This is a genomic window from Ornithinibacillus massiliensis, assembly GCF_018310345.1.
GTDB classification, from domain to species: domain Bacteria; phylum Bacillota; class Bacilli; order Bacillales; family Amphibacillaceae; genus Ornithinibacillus; species Ornithinibacillus massiliensis.
Map to the genome: position 1 here is coordinate 722,353 of NZ_JAGXBY010000002.1, position 19,322 is coordinate 741,674.

The 19,322-nt window shown below is 36.8% G+C and carries 18 protein-coding genes; 2 read left to right on the forward strand and 16 right to left on the reverse strand.

Going from position 1 to position 19,322, the window contains the following annotated elements; translation table 11 throughout:
* Nucleotides 1-4: 4 nt before the first annotated feature.
* The 11 genes from murD to KGF86_RS07985 form a co-directional block, all read right to left on the reverse strand.
* Entirely contained in the window at nucleotides 5-1,354 is a 1,350-nt protein-coding gene (gene murD, locus KGF86_RS07935; RefSeq protein ID WP_186868590.1) for a UDP-N-acetylmuramoyl-L-alanine--D-glutamate ligase, read from the reverse strand.
* Nucleotides 1,351-2,331, reverse strand: a complete 981-nt coding sequence (gene mraY, locus KGF86_RS07940; protein WP_425516478.1) for a phospho-N-acetylmuramoyl-pentapeptide-transferase — start codon at nucleotides 2,329-2,331, stop codon at nucleotides 1,351-1,353. The genes murD and mraY overlap by 4 nt, the downstream gene beginning before the upstream one ends.
* Nucleotides 2,332-2,381: 50 nt before the next feature.
* Nucleotides 2,382-3,740: a UDP-N-acetylmuramoyl-tripeptide--D-alanyl-D-alanine ligase gene (locus tag KGF86_RS07945; RefSeq protein ID WP_211741528.1), complete on the reverse strand. Its 1,359-nt coding sequence runs from the start codon at nucleotides 3,738-3,740 to the stop codon at nucleotides 2,382-2,384.
* A 3-nt stretch (nucleotides 3,741-3,743) separates the two neighbouring features.
* Nucleotides 3,744-5,219 (reverse strand): UDP-N-acetylmuramoyl-L-alanyl-D-glutamate--2,6-diaminopimelate ligase, encoded by a 1,476-nt coding sequence (locus KGF86_RS07950; RefSeq protein WP_211741529.1) that lies wholly within the window; start codon nucleotides 5,217-5,219, stop codon nucleotides 3,744-3,746.
* A gap of 165 nt (nucleotides 5,220-5,384) precedes the next feature.
* The gene (locus tag KGF86_RS07955) at nucleotides 5,385-7,337 is read right to left on the reverse strand and encodes a stage V sporulation protein D (RefSeq protein ID WP_186868587.1); all 1,953 of its coding nucleotides are present in this window, start codon (nucleotides 7,335-7,337) and stop codon (nucleotides 5,385-5,387) included.
* A gap of 102 nt (nucleotides 7,338-7,439) precedes the next feature.
* Nucleotides 7,440-9,716 (reverse strand): penicillin-binding protein, encoded by a 2,277-nt coding sequence (locus tag KGF86_RS07960; protein ID WP_186868586.1) that lies wholly within the window; start codon nucleotides 9,714-9,716, stop codon nucleotides 7,440-7,442.
* 13 nt (nucleotides 9,717-9,729) lie between these two features.
* Nucleotides 9,730-10,098, reverse strand: coding sequence for a cell division protein FtsL (gene ftsL, locus KGF86_RS07965; RefSeq protein ID WP_186868585.1), 369 nt, complete (start codon nucleotides 10,096-10,098; stop codon nucleotides 9,730-9,732).
* Entirely contained in the window at nucleotides 10,098-11,075 is a 978-nt protein-coding gene (rsmH, locus tag KGF86_RS07970) for a 16S rRNA (cytosine(1402)-N(4))-methyltransferase RsmH (RefSeq protein ID WP_186868584.1), read from the reverse strand. Before rsmH ends, ftsL begins: the two co-directional genes overlap by 1 nt.
* Before the next feature lie 27 nt (nucleotides 11,076-11,102).
* The gene (mraZ, locus tag KGF86_RS07975; RefSeq protein ID WP_186868583.1) at nucleotides 11,103-11,534 is read right to left on the reverse strand and encodes a division/cell wall cluster transcriptional repressor MraZ; all 432 of its coding nucleotides are present in this window, start codon (nucleotides 11,532-11,534) and stop codon (nucleotides 11,103-11,105) included.
* A 228-nt stretch (nucleotides 11,535-11,762) separates the two neighbouring features.
* Nucleotides 11,763-13,376, reverse strand: coding sequence for a bacillithiol biosynthesis cysteine-adding enzyme BshC (gene bshC / locus KGF86_RS07980; protein WP_211741530.1), 1,614 nt, complete (start codon nucleotides 13,374-13,376; stop codon nucleotides 11,763-11,765).
* A gap of 113 nt (nucleotides 13,377-13,489) precedes the next feature.
* Complete coding sequence (locus KGF86_RS07985) at nucleotides 13,490-13,870, reverse strand: DUF3397 family protein (protein ID WP_186868581.1); 381 nt, start codon at nucleotides 13,868-13,870, stop codon at nucleotides 13,490-13,492.
* Between the two features lie 184 nt (nucleotides 13,871-14,054).
* On the opposite strand from KGF86_RS07985, the gene KGF86_RS07990 reads away from it, so the two are divergent.
* Nucleotides 14,055-14,534 carry an N-acetyltransferase gene (locus KGF86_RS07990; RefSeq protein WP_343221434.1) on the forward strand — a complete coding sequence of 160 codons (480 nt, stop codon included), beginning with the start codon at nucleotides 14,055-14,057 and terminating at the stop codon, nucleotides 14,532-14,534.
* Between the two features lie 95 nt (nucleotides 14,535-14,629).
* Here the strand turns inward: KGF86_RS07990 and KGF86_RS07995 are convergent, their stop codons facing one another.
* The 4 genes from KGF86_RS07995 to KGF86_RS08010 form a co-directional block, all read right to left on the reverse strand.
* Nucleotides 14,630-15,106 (reverse strand): RsfA family transcriptional regulator, encoded by a 477-nt coding sequence (locus KGF86_RS07995; RefSeq protein WP_186868580.1) that lies wholly within the window; start codon nucleotides 15,104-15,106, stop codon nucleotides 14,630-14,632.
* A gap of 93 nt (nucleotides 15,107-15,199) precedes the next feature.
* Complete coding sequence (locus KGF86_RS08000) at nucleotides 15,200-15,964, reverse strand: enoyl-CoA hydratase/isomerase family protein (RefSeq protein ID WP_211741531.1); 765 nt, start codon at nucleotides 15,962-15,964, stop codon at nucleotides 15,200-15,202.
* An 84-nt stretch (nucleotides 15,965-16,048) separates the two neighbouring features.
* The gene (gene rpmF / locus KGF86_RS08005) at nucleotides 16,049-16,222 is read right to left on the reverse strand and encodes a 50S ribosomal protein L32 (protein ID WP_186868578.1); all 174 of its coding nucleotides are present in this window, start codon (nucleotides 16,220-16,222) and stop codon (nucleotides 16,049-16,051) included.
* Nucleotides 16,223-16,270: 48 nt separating this feature from the next.
* Entirely contained in the window at nucleotides 16,271-16,795 is a 525-nt protein-coding gene (locus tag KGF86_RS08010; protein WP_186868577.1) for a YceD family protein, read from the reverse strand.
* A gap of 170 nt (nucleotides 16,796-16,965) precedes the next feature.
* On the opposite strand from KGF86_RS08010, the gene KGF86_RS08015 reads away from it, so the two are divergent.
* Nucleotides 16,966-18,183 carry a nucleotidyltransferase gene (locus tag KGF86_RS08015; protein ID WP_211741532.1) on the forward strand — a complete coding sequence of 406 codons (1,218 nt, stop codon included), beginning with the start codon at nucleotides 16,966-16,968 and terminating at the stop codon, nucleotides 18,181-18,183.
* 60 nt (nucleotides 18,184-18,243) lie between these two features.
* On the opposite strand, the gene KGF86_RS08020 is transcribed toward KGF86_RS08015, so the two are convergent.
* On the reverse strand, nucleotides 18,244-19,266 hold the full coding sequence (locus KGF86_RS08020) for a SepM family pheromone-processing serine protease (RefSeq protein ID WP_186868575.1): 1,023 nt from the start codon (nucleotides 19,264-19,266) through the stop codon (nucleotides 18,244-18,246).
* Nucleotides 19,267-19,322 lie beyond the last annotated feature (56 nt).

The window sequence follows — 19,322 nt, forward strand, 5'->3', positions numbered from 1 at the left end:
GCCCCTACTTAATTGTATGCACGGCTTGTATAAACATGTCTCCTCTTTCTTCAAAAGTCTTGTATTGGTCCCAGCTTGCACAGGCTGGTGATAAAAGGATGACATCACCAGGCTCTGATATTTCATAGGCCTTTTGTGTTGCATCTTGTACGTCTATTGCGCGAGTTATGATAGAAATACTAGCCTTCTGTGCAACTTCCTGTAATTTCTCCGCTGTTTGACCAAAAACAACCATAGCCTTTACATTCTCAAGATACGGAATTAACTCATCAAAATCATTTCCTCGATCCAGTCCACCTGCCAAAAGAATTGTTGGTTGGCTAAAGGCATTTAATGCTTTCTGGGTCGCAAGAATATTAGTTGCTTTAGAATCGTTATAGAATAAACGACTATTTATCTTTTCTACAAATTGGAACCTGTGCTTCACTCCTACAAACGATGAGAGAACACGATATATCCCTTGATTACTTGCTCCACTCAATTTAGCTGCACTAACTGCGGCTAGTATATTTGCTAAATTATGCTCGCCAACTAATACGATATCCTTTAAAGCGATTACTCTATCCCCATTAAAGTATATATAGTCTTGATCTACCCAGGCCCCCTCTTCTAATTTTTTCGAAACAGAAAAAGGAACCTTGATTGATTTAGCATCCTTAACAACGTCCACAACATTAGGCTCATCTGCATTATAAATTAGATAATCATCTTCTACTTGATTGTAAAATATATTCGCTTTTGCCTGTTTATAATTATCAATCGTTTTATGATAATCAAGATGTGCTTCAAAAATATTAAGTAAGACAGCTATTTTAGGTCTAAAGGATTGAATACCCATTAACTGAAATGAAGAAAGCTCCAACACCATCTTTTCATTCGGTTGGAGTTCTCTTGCTATATCTGTTGCAACGATACCTATATTACCTGCAAGCTTTGCTGGAACCTTACTCTGCTTCAGCATTTCGTATATTAAGGTCGTTGTGGTCGTTTTACCATTAGATCCTGTTATACCAATTATAGGGCCATTAGCTAATATACCAGCTAATTCAATTTCAGTGACAATTGGTATTCCCTCATTACTGGCAGCTTGTAAGATCATATTTTCATATGGTATACCAGGGTTTTTTACAATAAGGTCAATATTGTCAAGGACAGACATCGGGTGAGAGCCTACAATTACTTCAGCTCCCAATTCCTGTAAGTATCGAACACCTTCATCGTTTTCATTTGCTTTTAAATCATTAACACGAACCCTTATACCATTTTCAAGTAAAACTGTAGCTGCGGCTGTACCGCTTTTGGCAAGCCCTAAAACTAGAACATGGGAATAAGGAAAATCAACTAATTTATTCAACCTAACCACACCTCAATGTAAATACCTAGAGCAGCAAAAACAAGCCCCATAAACCAAAACGTGGTCACGACTCTCCACTCAGACCAACCAACTAGTTCATAATGATGATGTAGAGGGCTCATTTTAAATACTCGTTTGCCGGTAGTTTTAAATGACACTACTTGAATCATAACAGATAGAGTTTCTAAAACGAAAACTCCACCGATAATTACTAATAAAATTTCTAACTTGGTTAATATCGCTACTGCTGCTATAGCACCGCCTAGTGCAAGTGAACCGGTATCCCCCATAAACACTTTAGCCGGGTGAGCATTAAATACTAAAAATCCTAATAACGCACCTACCACAGCTAAGGAGAAGATAGCTACTTCATTTTGCGGCGTGCCATACCAGGCAAGAATGCCAAAAGCACCAAACGCAATTGCAGCTGTTCCAGATAATAATCCGTCTAGGCCATCTGTTAAATTTACACCGTTTGAAGCACCTACCAACATAAATACAATTAAAAATGCGTATCCAATCCCTAGATCCCACTGAATATCAGTACCTGGTATTTGAATATATGTTGGGAACCCTTGATTCCTTAGAATAATATAAAATATAATTGCAATAATAATTTGGCCTAACATTTTTTGTTTAGAGGTTAAGCCTAAATTCCTCTTTAATGCAACCTTAATAAAATCATCTAAAAATCCTAATAAACCATATCCCAATAAAACAAATAATAATAATCCTAGTTCATAACCGAACCCACCATACTTACTTGCCATAACAATGGATGTGATGACGATACTCAGTACAATCATAATCCCCCCCATTGTAGGGGTACCAGTTTTTTTCATGTGAGACTTAGGTCCCTCTTCCCGTATGCTTTGTCCAAACTTTAAACGCCTTAAAAAGGGAATTAAAATTGGGGACAAAAGGACGGTAATCAGAAAAGCTATAGCTATTGTTATTACTAGTCCAAGAATATTCACGAATTTTCCTCCTTTATTACCAACCGTCCAACCATATAACTTTATTAAATTTATTTAATTTCTTCAATTATCGATTCAAGTTTCATTCCCCTAGATGCCTTAAATAAAATTAAAGTATCTTGATTCAAGTGCTGCCTCAACTCTGGTAGTACCTCTTCTTTTTGAGAAAAATGCTTCACTATCATTTCTGGGTATTTCCTTTTAACCGCACGACCAATTACGGCTGAGTCTTCTCCTACGGTGTAAATGTACGAAATCGATTCATTTACTGCATCTGCAACCGTTTCATGTAAGCTCTTGGAGTCTGCACCCAACTCATAAATATCGCCAAGTACTAATACCTTATTACTAAAACCATTCATCTTCTGTACCACTTGAATAGCAGCCATCATGGAAGTAGGAGAGGCATTATAAGCATCATTAATGATAGCAACTCCGTTTTTACCTGTCAGCATTTCCAATCGCATTCCTGTAAGTGTAAGAGAATTTAGCGCATGTTGAATTTTATCCTTATCAATTCCAATTAATTCACCTAATGCAATACCAAAGCCTGCATTTTTAGCATTGTGAGAGCCTAATAATGATACAGTATACGCTATTCCATCTGAACCTATAAAAGAGGTCTTTTCGCGTAATAACTCAATATTAGAAATGATAAAGTCATTATGTTCACTGAAACCAACTTTTACCACATTTTCATTCTGATGAACATGGGATAGTAGTGCTTCATCTCCATCTATAATTAGTTTACCGTGTTTTTTTAGTCCACTTACTATCTCTAATTTAGCCTTGGCAATACCTTCTCTCGAACCTAGGTACTCAATATGGGATTCGCCAATATTCGTAATAATTGCGTAATCCGGTTTTGCTATATTCGAAAGTAATTCAATCTCTCCAAAGCTACTCATCCCCATTTCTAATACGAGCATCTCGGTATCTCGTTGCATGGATAATATTGTAAATGGTAGACCGAATTCATTATTAAAATTTCCATCTGTAAAATGCGTTTTATATTCTTCTTTCGCAATGGCAGCGACAATGTCTTTCGTTGTCGTCTTCCCATTAGAGCCTGTAATTCCTACAACTATAGGATTCACTTCATCCCGATAACAACTAGCTAAATGTTGTAAAGCCTTCGTTGTATCGTCTACATAAAAAATCAAGAAATCTTCTGGTAATCCTTCTGGAAGCTGTTTGCTTTTATCCCATAGGCTTGCTATCGCACCATTCTCCAATGCTTGCATGATAAATTCATGCCCATCAAATTTCTCCCCAACTATGGGTATAAATAATGCATCCTCTGATACAATTCTACTATCTGTAAAAAAGGTTTTAATTTGTTTATCTCCATCCATCTTTCCTTTAACATTTGGAAAGACATCAGATAGCCAATTACATGTAAATAACATAATTCAATTCTCCTTAAGTAACAATGCTTCTTTGGCCACTTCACGATCATCAAAGTGATACTTTACAAGGCCAATTTGCTGATAGGTTTCATGCCCTTTTCCTGCAATTAATATAATATCATCTTTAGCCGCTTGATGAATAGCTTGATGAATAGCTTTGCGACGGTCAACGATAATTTGATAATGACCATCTGTAGGGGTTAATCCATTAACCATATCATGTAGTATCATTTCAGGTTCTTCTGTACGAGGATTATCGGAAGTAAATATCGCTTTATCAGCGTATCTCAATGCTATCTTAGCCATTATCGGTCGCTTTGTCCTGTCTCGATCACCACCACAACCGACAACTACATAAACCTTACCCTTAGCTAATTCTTGGATTGTCGTTAACACATTTTCCAACGAATCAGGAGTATGTGCGTAATCCACTATCACAGAAAAGGATCGGGAATGTGGTACTAATTCAAATCGACCATTCACACCAGGAATGGTTTCCAGTGCACTTTTGATAACCTCCAAAGGGATTCCATTCGATAGAGCAGCAGCAGTTGCAGCTAACATATTGGAAACATTAAATTTACCAATTAGTTTACTATTAATCATAGTATCCCCATCTGGGGTACATAATAAAAAGGTAGTTCCTGTTGATGTTAATGTAATCGATTTGGCCATAACCATGGCATCACGATCAATTCCATAGGTGATAACAGACTGGGCAGTAGAACGAATTAACTTCTTAGAGGCTGGGTCATCCTGATTAATTATGGCAAATTTCTTAGCTTTACAATCATACCTATTCCCTAATTGGGCAAATAGAAGACTTTTAGCCCTTAAGTAGTCATCCATAGAATCATGATAATCTAAATGATCCTGGGTTAAATTTGTAAAGATAGCCGTGTTATAATCACATCCATAAACCCTACCTTGATCTAACGCATGGGAGGATACTTCCATGATTACTTGTTCTACTTCTTGGTCAATCATTTCCCTAATTGTTCGTTGTAAAAATAAAGCGTCGGGGGTTGTGTTATCTACAGGATACACGTCCTCCCCAATTTTCATTTGTATGGTTCCTATTACACCAGTTTTCTTTCCACATTGCTTAAAAATGTTTTCTAGTAAATAGGTAACAGTTGTTTTGCCATTCGTACCTGTTACCCCAATTAGCGATAACTTACTAGTAGGATATTGATAAAAGCATGAAGCTGCCATTGCCAAAAATCGCACTGTATCTTCGACCACGATTACTGGAACCGTTGCTTCAACATTCCTCTCGGCTACAACAATAATAGCACCCTTCTCAATAGCTTCTTCGATATAATCATGACCATCTACAGTAAAGCCATTAATACAAACAAACATATCTCCGTTAGTAATCTCTCTTGAATCCATTTTTATAGCGTTAATTTCTATGTCGTAAAGTGCAGAGAATTGATTAGCGAATGGATGAAAAGAAAGAATTTCCTTTAATCGCATAAAGAATCTTCCTTTCTCCAATAATATTCTCTAAGTTGACGTGAATTAAGAGGGTTGATACCCTCTATATGACATTCACACCCAATATATTATAACAAAAGAATAAGCTATCCTGAATCTTTTTCTTTCCAAATCATTCATTTTAGATTAATGTCTACTTCACTATTATTCTTCTTCATCTTCATGTGTTACTTTTTCATCAGATAGATAGATTCTAACGGTTGAGCCTGGTTCTACTTTTGTACCAGCAGCAGGTTCTTGATCAATAATGTAGTCTCCCGTACCACTTGATTCAATGGAAAGGTCTGACAAAATTTGCAGCAATTCATTTCTCTTAGTGCCGATTAATTCCGGAACCTCAACATTAGGCTGTTCAGGCCATAGATATTCTTTTTCTAGACCATCTTCTCGTGGCTTAACCCCCATTACTCGGAGACTATCCCCAATTATATTCCCTACAATAGGAGCAGCAACTGTTCCACCAAATTGTTGAACACCTTTAGGATTATCCACCGCGACATAGACAACAATTTCCGGGTCATCTGCCGGTGCAAAACCAATGAACGAAACGATATGATTATTTTCTAAATAGCCACCATTGGGACCGACTTTTTGTGCAGTACCTGTCTTTCCACCTACTCGATAACCATCTACATATGCAGGTCTACCGGTTCCCTTTGCTACAACACTTTCTAAAGCAAGTCGTATTTCTTTAGAAGTCTCTTTTGAAATCACCCGATGTTTCAATTTTGGTTCTGTTTCAGAAACTATTTCATTTGTTTGAGGGTCTACCCATTGCTTCGCAATAAACGGTTCATATAAATAACCACCATTTATTGCAGCAGATACAGCCATTACTTGTTGGATAGGCGTAACCGATACACCTTGACCAAATGCGGTTGTGGCAAGTTCTACCGGTCCAACATTTTCAGGCTTAAATAAAATCCCAGATCCCTCACCTTGCAAATCGATTCCCGTTTTCGTTCCAAAACCAAATTTCTTAATATAAGAGAATAACTTTTCCTTACCTAACTCTTGACCTAAATGAACAAAACCAGGGTTACAAGAATTTTGGACGACCTCTAAAAACGTCTGATCTCCATGTCCTCCTGCCTTCCAACAACGAAGTCTAGCACCACCAACTTCAATGTAGCCAGGATCAAAAAAACGATCTTCATGAAGGTCTACAGCTTTCTCTTCTAGTGCTGCAGCTAATGTAATAATTTTAAACGTAGAACCAGGCTCATATGTACTCCAAATTGGTAAATTACGATTATACACAGAAGGATCTACTTCCTGATAATTCTCTGGATTAAAATTTGGTCTCGCTGTCATTGCTAGTACACCACCTGTCTTTGGATCAACTGCAATAGCTAATGCTCCATCAGGGTTATACTTCGCAACTGCCAAATCAAGCTCGCGTTCCACTATAGTCTGTATTTTTGAATCAATGGTAGTAACTAAATCATATCCATCCTGTGGGGCTTTGTACACATCAGCTAACTGATCAAGCCTTCTTCCTTTAGCATCTGAGTAAAAGGATAAACTCCCCTGCTTTCCTTTTAACATTTCATCATAATATAGTTCTAGCCCCATAAGACCTTGATTATCGATTCCTGCAAAACCAAGAACATGTGATAAATCATCCCCAAAAGGATAATGTCTAGAAGAATCCTTTGCTAAATAAACTCCATCCATATTTAATGTGCGAATTGCCCGTTCTTGCTCTTCAGATATCTTTCTACCCTCCGGATGAAGATTTACTGAGCTAGCAGATCTTGTTACGTATTCATATGCCTTTTCCTTAGACATGTCCAAAATTTGTGCCAATTTATTAGCCGTATACTCAGGGTCATTAATTTGTCTTGGGACAACAACTATAGAAGGTGCTGTAACATTTTCTGCTAGGATAGTCCCATTGACATCTAGGATCCTCCCTCTTTCTGGTTGAAATTTGACATTCCTGCTCCAAGACTCGTCCGCTTTTTCCACTAGTTCCTCACCTAAAACAAATTGAACATAACCTAAGCGAAAATCAATTATCCCCAAAACCATGATACCAATAAGAAAAACAGCGACTAATCGTTTTCTAACTGTAACAGTTGATACACGTTTCATAGTCCATCTCCTTCACATAGGTAGGCTTGTATCAACTATATGTAGTTAAAATTTGATTAGAACACTGTTTTTTATCTTATTTTTGTAAAATTAGCCACTTACTTATTCAAAACTGTCAGCAGATTCTTCCTCTTCAGCTTCCTGTGCTTCAGAACTCTCGTCACCTTTTATTTCCATTTCTTTTAGTTCTTTAGGTGTTTTAAGCTCCACACCAAGGTAAGCACCTTTGCTTAAATCACTGCCTGGTTCAATACCTTGGGTGATAACAAAACCATTCCCTATAGGTTCTGTTTCTAAATCCATCATCTCACTAAGCTTCAATACATCTCTAAGGGACCAACCAACAATATCAGGCATGGTAGGGTGATCCGTTAATATCAATAGACGTTCATTTGGTAATACTTTTGTTCCTTCTTCTACACTCATCCCCACTACCTTATTTCCTGAACCGATGACAGTATAATTCACTCCGATTTTTGTTAAAGTTTCCTTCACTGAAGATACGGATTTCCCTACTAAATTCGGAATCTCAGAAGCTATAACATTAGTAGTGGATTCCCCTCTATCAGGATCAATATTTAAATAATGCAAAGCGTTTTCCATTACATTATTAAAAATAAAGGATACAGGAGCAGAACCAGGTTCAATACCAGATTCAAATTCTAATGTTGGCTGCTTAACAGAGACATACATCATCAATTCTGGATCATCAGCTGGAGCCATTCCTAGGAATGAAAATACATAGTTTTCACTCCCCGTTAAATATCCTGGTTGACCAGGGTTCGGGTTAGGAATTTGAGCAGTACCAGTCTTACCACCAACCGAATAGTCCTCTAAGTGAAAACGACTCCCTGTAGCCTGTTCAGATTGAACGGCAGAAACAAGTAATTCTCTAACTTGTTGAGCTGTTTCTTTTGATATTGGTTCTCCAACTACTGTCGTTTCATGGTTTTCTATTATAGTCCCAGTATCTGGGTCTACTATTTTATCAATAATATACGGTTGTAGCATTTTACCATCATTAGCAATAGCTGTCGCTGCTTTCATGATTTGAATTGGTGTAGCTGTACTTCCTTGCCCAAATGATGTTGTGATTTTTTCTAATGGCCAATTATACAGAATCTGCCCAGTAACTTCCCCAGGTAAGTCAATTCCTGAAGGCTTATCAAAGTCAAAGGCTTTTAAGTATTCTAAGAAGGTTTCAGGGCCCATAATTTCCCAAACTAATTTACTTGCAGCAACATTTGAGGATCTAGCAAAACCTTCATCATACGAGATTACTCCCCAACCTTTACCACCATTAAAATCCTTTACAGGCGTGATATTGTTACTGATTTGATATTGGCCAGATTTATATTTGTCACTACCCTTATAAACCCCTGATTCTATTGCAGCAGCCCATGTGAACATTTTAATTGTAGAACCTGGTTCGAATGGCGTTGATATCGCGTCATTATACCAATTCTCCACATTTGCTGGATTATTAGGATTATAACTTGGTCGATTACTCATTGCGATAATTTCACCAGTTTTTGGATTCATTACGATAGCTGTCATCCGTTCTGGGGCATATTTTTCATCCACCTGAGACAATACGTCCTCAAGTAAAGTTTGGATTTTTTGATCTATCGTTAAATATACATCATCCCCATTGTCGGGCAATTGGATAATTTCATTTGGTTTTAGTAATTTTTTATTATAGATATCTCGTTGATAGGATATAAAGCCGTTCTTGCCTTTTAATAATTCATTCATTTCACGCTCAATCCCGGCAACTCCCTCAATTTCTGCCTCTGCTTCCTCATCATCTTCTGGGTTCGTTTCTCGGGCAAACCCTATTATATGAGAAGCAAACATACCATTTGGATAGTATCGAATGTTTTCACGAACAAAATTAATCCCTGGTAATTTCAAAGCGTCTATTTCTTCCTTTGTTTGAATGGAGATACCCTTACCAATCGTTCCAAACTCTATTTGTTTAGCTTTTTCATTACTTAAACCATTATTTAAACGTTCCAATAGATAGTCTCTATCTGCATTTAATAAAGGAGCCAACTTATCTGCTGTTTCAACTGGATCAACAACATGCTGTGGCTCCTCTAGATTTTCTGAATATGCTTCATCTACAATGGCATACATTCGAAAGGTAGGCATATCATATGCCAACATCATGCCATTTTTGTCATAAATCTTACCCCGTTCGGCATCTAATGTGTAAGAGGTTGTTCTGACCTTTTTTGCCCATTCATCAAGTGATACGCCATCCACTTCGCCTGAGGCTTGGATATATAAAAAACGACCTGTAACAATTAAAAATGCCATGATGAAGACCACCATTAACACTCCAGCCATAGCATGAGTTGTACGGTTCTTATTCATTAGGAATCACCTTCTATTGGTTGAAAGCATTGGCTTGTTTAATTTCAGCAGCTTGAATAGTGAATCCATGCTCTTTTGCGAATTGGGTAATTCGCTCAGGTCTGCTTAGATCTTTTATTTCGAATAGCAAATTTTCATTTACTACTTGTTGATTAGCGATGGTTTGTTCTAAGTTTTGAATATTGCGATTAAGTGTATCCATTGAAGAGGAGTAGGAAACAACAAATCCCCCTGCAATTAAGAGACAAGTTGCTACAAACGAGTATAGCATCTTTTCACCTTTCGTTATCCAGCTCTTCTTCCGAATAACGACTTTTTTCTCCACTTGCGGCTGATAGGAAGTATATGATTGTTCCCAACTTCTTGCATGATTTGCTGCCATTATTTATTCCACCCTTCCCCATATTCAAAATCACTTGACCAATTACCTACTTTTTCTACAATACGTAACTTGGCTGATCTTGATCTACGATTTTCTTCTAATTCATTATCATTTGCAACAATTGGTTTCCGATTGATAAGTTTAAATGGCGCTTCGTACTCTTTCGGTATCACCGGTAAATTCTTAGGTGTTTGTTTATGAGTACTCCATTTTTTAAAAGCTTGTTTACAAATACGATCTTCTAAGGAATGAAAGGTAATAACTGCAATTCTCCCTTCTACACCAACCATTCTTGCCGCTTGATGGAGGGCATCGTGAAATGCTTGTAATTCATCATTTACAGCAATTCGAATAGCTTGGAAGATACGTTTTGCGGGATGTCCTCCCTTTCTCCGTGCTGGAGCAGGTATAGCATCTTTTATAATATCCACTAGCTGATAGGTGGTTTCAATCGTATTGGTTTTACGATATTCTTCAATTTTTCGAGCGATTTGCTTCGAAAACTTCTCTTCTCCATACTTAAAAAAGATGGAAACTAAACCATTATACGACCACTGGTTAACAATTTCAAAAGCCGATAATTCCTGGTCTTGATTCATTCTCATATCGAGCTTTGCATCATGCTGGTAACTAAAGCCTCGCTCCCCACGGTCTAACTGTGGAGATGAAACCCCTAAATCAAAAAGTATACCATCAACATGATCTATTTTATGGTTTCGTAATTCAACTTCTAAATTACGGAAGTTATTGTGAATGAATAATATTCTGTCCTGGTATAGCTTCAGACGTTCTTTAGCTGCTTGTAACGCATCACTATCTTGATCAAAGGCAATAAGCAGTCCATTTTCATTAAGCTGTGAGGCAATTCTTTCAGAATGTCCTCCACCACCTAATGTACAGTCCACATAAATACCATCTGGCTTAATATTTAATCCTTTTATTGATTCTTCTTTTAAAACTGTGTAATGATCAAACATGTGTACACCTCGTTAGCGAATTTACCATTAGATATCAAAGTCCATTAGATTTTCAGCAATTTCAGCAAAGGATTCTTCAGACTCATTAAAATAGTCTTCCCAATTTTCACTAGCCCAAAATTCTATTCGATTTGATACCCCAATTACCACACACTCTTTATCTAAACCAGCGTAATTCCGAAGAGGTTGTGGAATATTTATTCTTCCCTGCTTGTCTACTTCGCATTCGACCGCGCCAGAGAAGAAAAATCGCGTAAAGGCTCTAGCATCTTTTTTAGTGAGTGGGAGTTTTTTTAATTTTTCTTCAATAAGACTCCATTCAGACATGGGATAGGCGAAAAGACATTTATCTAATCCACGAGTAACCACAAAACGTTCGCCAAGCTCATCACGGAACTTGGAAGGGACAATAATTCGGCCCTTTGTATCAAAGTTATGTTGGAATTCACCCATGAACATGTAGTCCGCCCCCACTTTCATAAACTTATATTACCACATCCCCCCACTTTCCACCACTTGTTTTTCTAAAAAAGTTATCAAAACGATTAAATTAGGTATTTATAACTAAAAAAACACTGCCTCCCCTACTAACAGAAACTGCCTAGAAGCTTATATAACAAGCATTCCAAGGTATTTCTAGAAGATAGGAAAGACAGTATCTAAAAAAAGGTGGGAGGAAGTGGAGGATTAAATATACACAACGTAATGTTCTTCTTCAAATGAACAATCCTCGGCACTTATCTCTTGAAAGAAATGTAAACCATACGCATTGATGAATGGGAGTGGATTCCACACTCTTTCTTGTAATCCACCGGGATATAACATATTTTCAAGTAGTGTGAATTCGTTTAATTCTTTATGATATTGTTCTTCCAATGCACGTACCATTCTTTTCTCTAAAAACGCTACATCACGAATCAAATAATCTAAATTCTTTTCAGCTAGATCACGTATATCTGCACGTACCTGATGTGCAATCGTCCGAAGTGGTTCATGAGCTTCAGTTATCTTCTTCTTCAATTCCTCTACCGTTTCTTCAATTGGAGGATTAACCTTTTCTTTAAACCAAGCTTTTCTGATTCCACTTATCTCACCATTCAGTGCTAGTGCAGAGGATATATGATACTTGTTTAGTGTTTTCTCCGTTTTTCGATCCATATAGGTAAACGATAACCTTGGTACGACCGGTGGCATCTTCATTTCCATCGCATGAAAAGCCGGCTTCAACACAGCCCAATAACTAATCTCACCAGGTCCACCAATAAATGCTAAAGTTGGTAAAAGTAAGTCCTGCATTAGCGGTCGAGTTACGACATTGTTACTTAATTTCTCTGGTGTTTTTTTAGCCATTTCCATTAACTCATCTGTCGTAAAAATAACTTCTAGTTGCTTACCTACCCAATTCCCTTCTTGATTTTTCGTTAGAAGGATACGCTCTTCATCTTTATGATAAAATAAATTTCCGTTTTCTGGTGCTACATCTAACGCAATTGAATAATCATTTGATGTTAGCTGCTTATAGGCATGACACACACCATCGCTTATTTCTTGTTGCTTTGTAATCATTTCTACAAAGTAATCAGATTCGAGCCTTCTAATCTTTTCATTTCCTGAATCCATTAGAACAATACCATCTTCTTCAAACAATAAGAAAATTAACCTAGCAAAAAAATCAACATATGTAGTAGATTTATGTAAACTATCTACTATCAGTGAATAGATATCTTTTGTATGCTCTGTTTCGGCTAACTGTTCGAAAATGGACTCTAACCAATCTAATATAATCGGCTCTTCTAATTCAATCTTCGAAACAGATCGTTTATCCAGTAACCGTTGGCCAACTTTAAATTTCTTCATCATATTTTTCACCTGTAAATAAATATGATTAACTTCTTCAAAATCGTGATCCTCACCAGCTATCCAAAACAACGGGACGACTGGAATACCCAAATCTTTCTCTTGCTGTCTAGCTAATTGAATAATGGATATAACCTTGTTAACGGAGTATAAAGGTCCAGTTAATACTCCCGCTTGTTGACCACCTACAACCACAACACTTTGGTCATCCTTCAGACGCTCAATATTTCGAAACGTCTTCTCAGGTGCCCCCCAGCTTTGATTTAAGTGATAAAGTACCTCAACCAATTCTTCTCGCTTATATGTACGTTGCTTCAATTCCTGAAGTCTGCTTGCATAATCATTCATTCCATAATCAAAGAATTCCAAAATGGATTTATGTTGATTGCGATAATCACGCATTAATTTAGTTTGTTTCTGAATCTGTACTGGTTCAATTCGCATTCATTACGAACTCCTTTAGAGTTTTTTGTCTATATCGTATTGTACAAGAAAGATAGTATTATTTCATGTTTCCTGTTTCAAAAAATATAATTTAGCCGTATAAATACCTCATTTCATAATAGAATGTTTCGAATTACACCATATACTACCAACACTAAATACAATACAAAAAATAGTAAGAAGGATAATCGCCATAAGAATTTAAACGCCCTACGATAGTCAATTTCCGTATTTCTCCTCCACTGAATAATAATTAATATTGTTAGCATGCAAAGTAGAACACCAATACAATATCCAACATAAAAACCGCCAAATAATTCATTAAGGATTACATTTACTGCCGCTATGTATAAAGCGGTAGTCCAATTAATCGCCTGGTGAAATGCTTTTACAGGATTTTGATACAGGTATTTAAATAAGAAATACAATAAAATCGTCACTATAATTGGTATGGTTATGATAGATGCTACTATCATTAATACAATATCTAACATGACTTTATGAATCCCCTTTTACAACATATCGATTGAATCATTTCTTAATTGTAACAAAATAATAATTATTTGTGACTAACAATGGTGATTATTTTCATTGCTTTATGCGTTTTCATTATTTAGAAAGATGTATTATAATAGATACAAAATATATATTTTTCTGACAACAAAGGGGCTGAGGTACGTGGGGGAAGTAAAAGTAGAAAACCTATTAATCAATTATAAGACACTAGAAGAATTTACACGCTTTAAAGAATATGGACACCAAGAACTATCCATGTTAGAGGATTTACAATCTAATATCGTGGAAAATAATAGTCAATCACCATTCTATGGAATTTATTTCGGTGATACATTAATAGCAAGGATGAGTTTATATCGAGTCGATAAAAAATATGATAAATACTTTGATCCAGCTCAAGATTATTTAGAGCTATGGAAATTAGAAGTTTTACCACATTACCGTGGTAAGGGCTATGGAAAGAAACTAGTAGAATACGCAAAAGGGTACAACTTACCCATAAAAACTAACCCACGCATCAACTCCCATGGTTTCTGGGAGAAGATGGGTTTTCAAAAGGCAAACTATGAAATGGAGCGAGATTTGGGGCAAAACCCATTACTATGGTTGCCTGAGAGGGTATTCGAACGAGTTGTCCAATAAAATGTAAACTCTTTCATTGTAAATAGAAGAGGCTCATCAATGGAGATAAGCCTCTTTTTCATGTAGGTTTATATATAATGGCGTAAGCGAAATTATTATTTGTCTTTAATCCATTTCCATAGGTTACCCATTTCCTCCCAGGCATTTTCATATCGCTGTAATTGTATTTTTAGTTTTTTATTTTCTTCTTCTAGTTTCTTTAGAAGTTTTTCCTGCTCTTTTTTAGCGATATCCTGATGTTCAGCGAAGTTAGACTTCATTTTTTCAAGTAGCATAATGGCTGACTCTATCGTATCTTTTTCTTGGTCTAGTTTTAAGCCATCTTCCGTCCAAAAGACTTTTCTTCCACCGAGCTTTCTTTCTTCTTTTGCACGTTGTATTTCTTCCTGATATTGTTTACGGATGGTTGCGTTCCATCTGAATCCACACGCAGCAGACGTTCTAGACAACTGCTTCGCCACTTCCTTAAATGCCTCAAGCTGCGTTTTCCCTTCACGAATATAGCGAAGCACTGTATCAGCTAATATAACATCTTCATCTTCAGTCCAGGCATCTTGCCTTGTCGCATTCATAACATCACTCCTTATCTCTTTGCTATCAATGTATGCACAAAATAGGAGTGATAGAATACTCTTTATCATAAATTTCTAAATTATTCTCACGTGCTAGCTTCGGTGCAAAAATGTAGACACAGCATCTTTATGCTCTTTTGACTCCCATAAAGAAGCACAGCGAGAAACTTCCCTCTCCATTCTCTCCTTCAACCCTAGTACACCTATTTCCTCTAGATATTGTTCCTTTAGAATTTTCATTTGTGCCAAGGATTTTGATAAATATGGGTTTAATAGATTGTCCCGATCCTTCCATTCATCATGATTCACCACTCTATGAATCCATCCTTTTTGGACTAAATCCTCTACGTTGTAAACCGTACCTTCGATTATCCACTGGTTGGCAAAACTAGTATGTACTCTTTTAGCCAACAAGACACCACCACCCCAACCAGGGATAATTCCTAACTTTGTTTGGACAAACCCAAACTTTGTTCCTGTTTTGCCAATCCGTATGTCACAGGCAGAAGCCAATTCACAGCCTCCACCTCGGGCTCCACCATTTAAAAGTGCAATGGTTGGCACCTTAAATACTGTCAAACTATATAATACTTCCATCATATTTAATAGACTCTTCTTTGCTTCTTCCGTTGCTAGTTCTCCATGTAAATCATTCAAGTCACCACCAGCACAAAATATCTGTTCACCTGCACCTGTTACGACTAAAAACTTAATTGGGTCTTTCTCAGCTTTTTTGATACAGCTCATAAAACGTTTCGCCATTGCAATCGAAATAGCATTTCGTTTCATCGCACGGTTAATGGTTATGATTCCATATCCTTTATCTGCTATGTATTGATATTGTACGAGTTCATCCATATCGCTTTCTCCTTTCATTGTAAAACTTGTTATCTATAAAAAAACAGACCACATGCAATGTGATCTGTTTTCTAATATCCTGTATTAGCTGTTAACAACTTCTTTTCCATTATAGTGCCCACAAGCTTTACATACACGGTGTGGTCTAGATAATTCTCCACAATTTGAACATTCTACCATGCCAGGCACGTGTAATTTGAAATGAGTACGACGTTGTCTCTTTACTTTTTTAGAAGTTCTTCTTTTAGGTACCGCCATGACTTACACCTCCTTCAAATACGAAAGCAAAAACAATCAATTAACTTCTTATTTTTCTTTCTCGGTATCTTTGAATAATGACTCCAGTTTTTTAAAACGTGGATCAATTTTCACTTCTTTTGGTATTTCGGAAAGTACTTCCCAATCATTTCCTTTTTGAAGTACATCCGCTGAATCTACTTCATCGGAGAATACACGAAAAGGAACCTCCAATAAAATATTTTCCTTTATATACGGCATTAAGTCAAGCACTTCTCCATGAATCGGATGAATTTCTGCGTCATCTTCCTCATTAGAATAAGGTGATGATGAAAAAATCTCTTCTGCTTCTATTTTGAATGGATACGAAACATCAACCAATGTACGAGCACAAGGTAAAATCATTTCACCAATTATCGTGAACTTAAAGAAAAATTGATCACCCTGTCTATTACACGTGCCGTCTACCTGAACAAAACCAATCTTTCGAATATCGTTGTTCATCGTTTCTAATTCCGAAACATCTACTTCACCAGAAAAATGGAAAGGCTTATTAAAAGCATCTTTCTTCAATTGTGCTAATGTAAATTTCATCTTTTTCACCTCAAGGCAACAAGAGTAATTTTAAAAGGAAAATCGACTTTTGTCAATATATTTTCTTTACAGTATAAAAAAATATTCGTATTTGTAGCATTCCCGCAGATGATTTTCTATAATCAACCATAACAGGAAAATATTAATTGTAAAGTTTTGGGGTGCTGAATATGAAAGCATGCGGGTTAATTGTTGAATATAACCCATTTCATAACGGACATAACTATCATCTAGAACAGGCAAAAGCAAAAACAAATGCAGACTGTATGGTAGCTGTTATGAGTGGGGCATTCCTTCAAAGAGGTGAACCAGCCATTATCGACAAATTCCACCGGGCAAAAGCTGCTCTTATGACAGGAATAGATATCGTTGTTGAACTACCATATGTGTACGCTGTACAGAGCAGTGACCTATTTGCAAAGGGTTCAGTGTTAACCTTACAAGCGTTAGGGGTAGATAGTATATGTTTTGGGAGTGAGTCAGGTAATATCGACGCATTCATCAAAGGATATGATGATTATAAAGATAACCAAGTAACCTATCAACGTGAACTAAAACATGGATTACATGCTGGTATGTCATTTCCTGAAGCTAGTAAAAGAGCATACGAATCAACTGGATTAACGCAAGACGGAATAGACTTATCGAAACCAAACAACATCTTAGGTTTTAGCTATGTAAAAACCATCCTTGAGCATAAACTACCGATTCAACCATTGACTATCAAACGGAAAAACAGTGGCTATCATGATACAGAGATAACAAGTTCCATTGCGAGTGCAACAAGCATAAGGAAACAATTGTTTAACCAACAGACACCACTATCCGAATTAAAACACACCATGCCTCCATCGACAATCAACGAACTCGAAAATTACCTAGGCCTGGCAACAACCTTACATAATTGGGAACCTTATTTTCCGTTCCTTCATTATAGAGTATTGACCATGTCAATGGAAGAACTAGCCTTAATTCACGGTATCGAAGAAGGGCTTGAACATCGAATTAAGCAAACCGCTAAGCATGTTACTTCATTTTATGACTGGGTAGCCGCAATTAAAACGAAGCGTTATACATGGACAAGGATACAGCGAATCTTCGTCCATCTTTTAACAAATACGACAAAGTCTGAAATCGATGAGTTAACCGCTCCTAACTTCATTAGCTATATTAGGCTAATCGGTATGACGAAAAAAGGACAGGAATACTTAAACAAACAAAAAAAACAAATGAATGTGCCAATTTATCCCAAATTATCACGGAATCTCCATCCGATGCTTCACATTGAGGAACGAGCTACCAATGCTTATTATAGTATCCTACCTGTTCAAAATAGATATACCTTATGGAAACAAGAACTAAGAGGACCTGTAATAATTCCATCATAGACCTCTAGTACGAAAAAGACAGTCCCAAATCAGTTAGGGGCTGTCTTTTTCGTACGATGTTTATTTTAATTCTTCCTTCAAGTACCTAAGGGCATCATCGAAGGTATCAACCGGAACTATCACCATATCGGTACCAATCTCTTCGGCTTTCTTCTTAGCCACTTCATAATTAGAGTCGCCTCCACGTCCACCTTCATTTGGAGCGAAAAATACATCAACTCCCTCGCGATCAGCAGCTACTACCTTCTTGTCTATTCCACCGATTCTGCCAACATTTCCTTCATAATCTATTTCTCCAGTTCCAGCAATCTGATGGCCTTTAGTCAGATCTTCTTCAGTTAATTGGTTATAGATCTCAAGTGAAAACATTAACCCTGCACTTGGTCCACCAATATTACCACTAGAAAATGCAAGAGGAGGGTTAACTTGAACATCACGATCGGTAACTAAAGTGATACCAATCCCAACTTGTTTCGTTTCTTCATCAATTACACCTAACGTAATATCCTTGGATATCTCTTTATCATCACGAATTAATCGAACAGTAATTTGATCTCCAATCTTCTTCTTCTCTATGTAGGATATTAAATCATTGGACTCTTTTATTTCTAAATCATCAATCCCAATGATTCTGTCCCCCATTTGTAAAATACCATCTGCTGCCAATCCAGGAACAACACTTACTACATATACACCATTAAACTCAATCGTTATATCCTTTCCAGCTGCAGTATAAGCAACTACAGTGGAAGCTTCTTGAGAGCTCTCCATCATTTGTAATTGTGCTTGAAAATATTCTTCATCCGTTATTCCCTCAGGACGAACATCATTAATATCTAATATTTGATGGTGCGGGAGGATTTTAGCTAAAGCATATTGTATAGGAGTAGCTTGCCCCCCCCTTACCGTTACTAAATGAAAGTCTCCTTCACTCTCATTGGCATTCTCTACTTGAACAATAGGTTTTAATGCGTCAGCTCCACCAGGTTTTTGAATATAGTACGGTAACTTATATGTAGAAAGAAAAAATGCAACAATTACGGCTAAAATTAGAGAAACTATCTGTTTCTTTGAAAATTTCATTCTTAGACCCCTTTCAAAACCACTCAGGCCTTTATAATACCTTAACTTTGAAAATC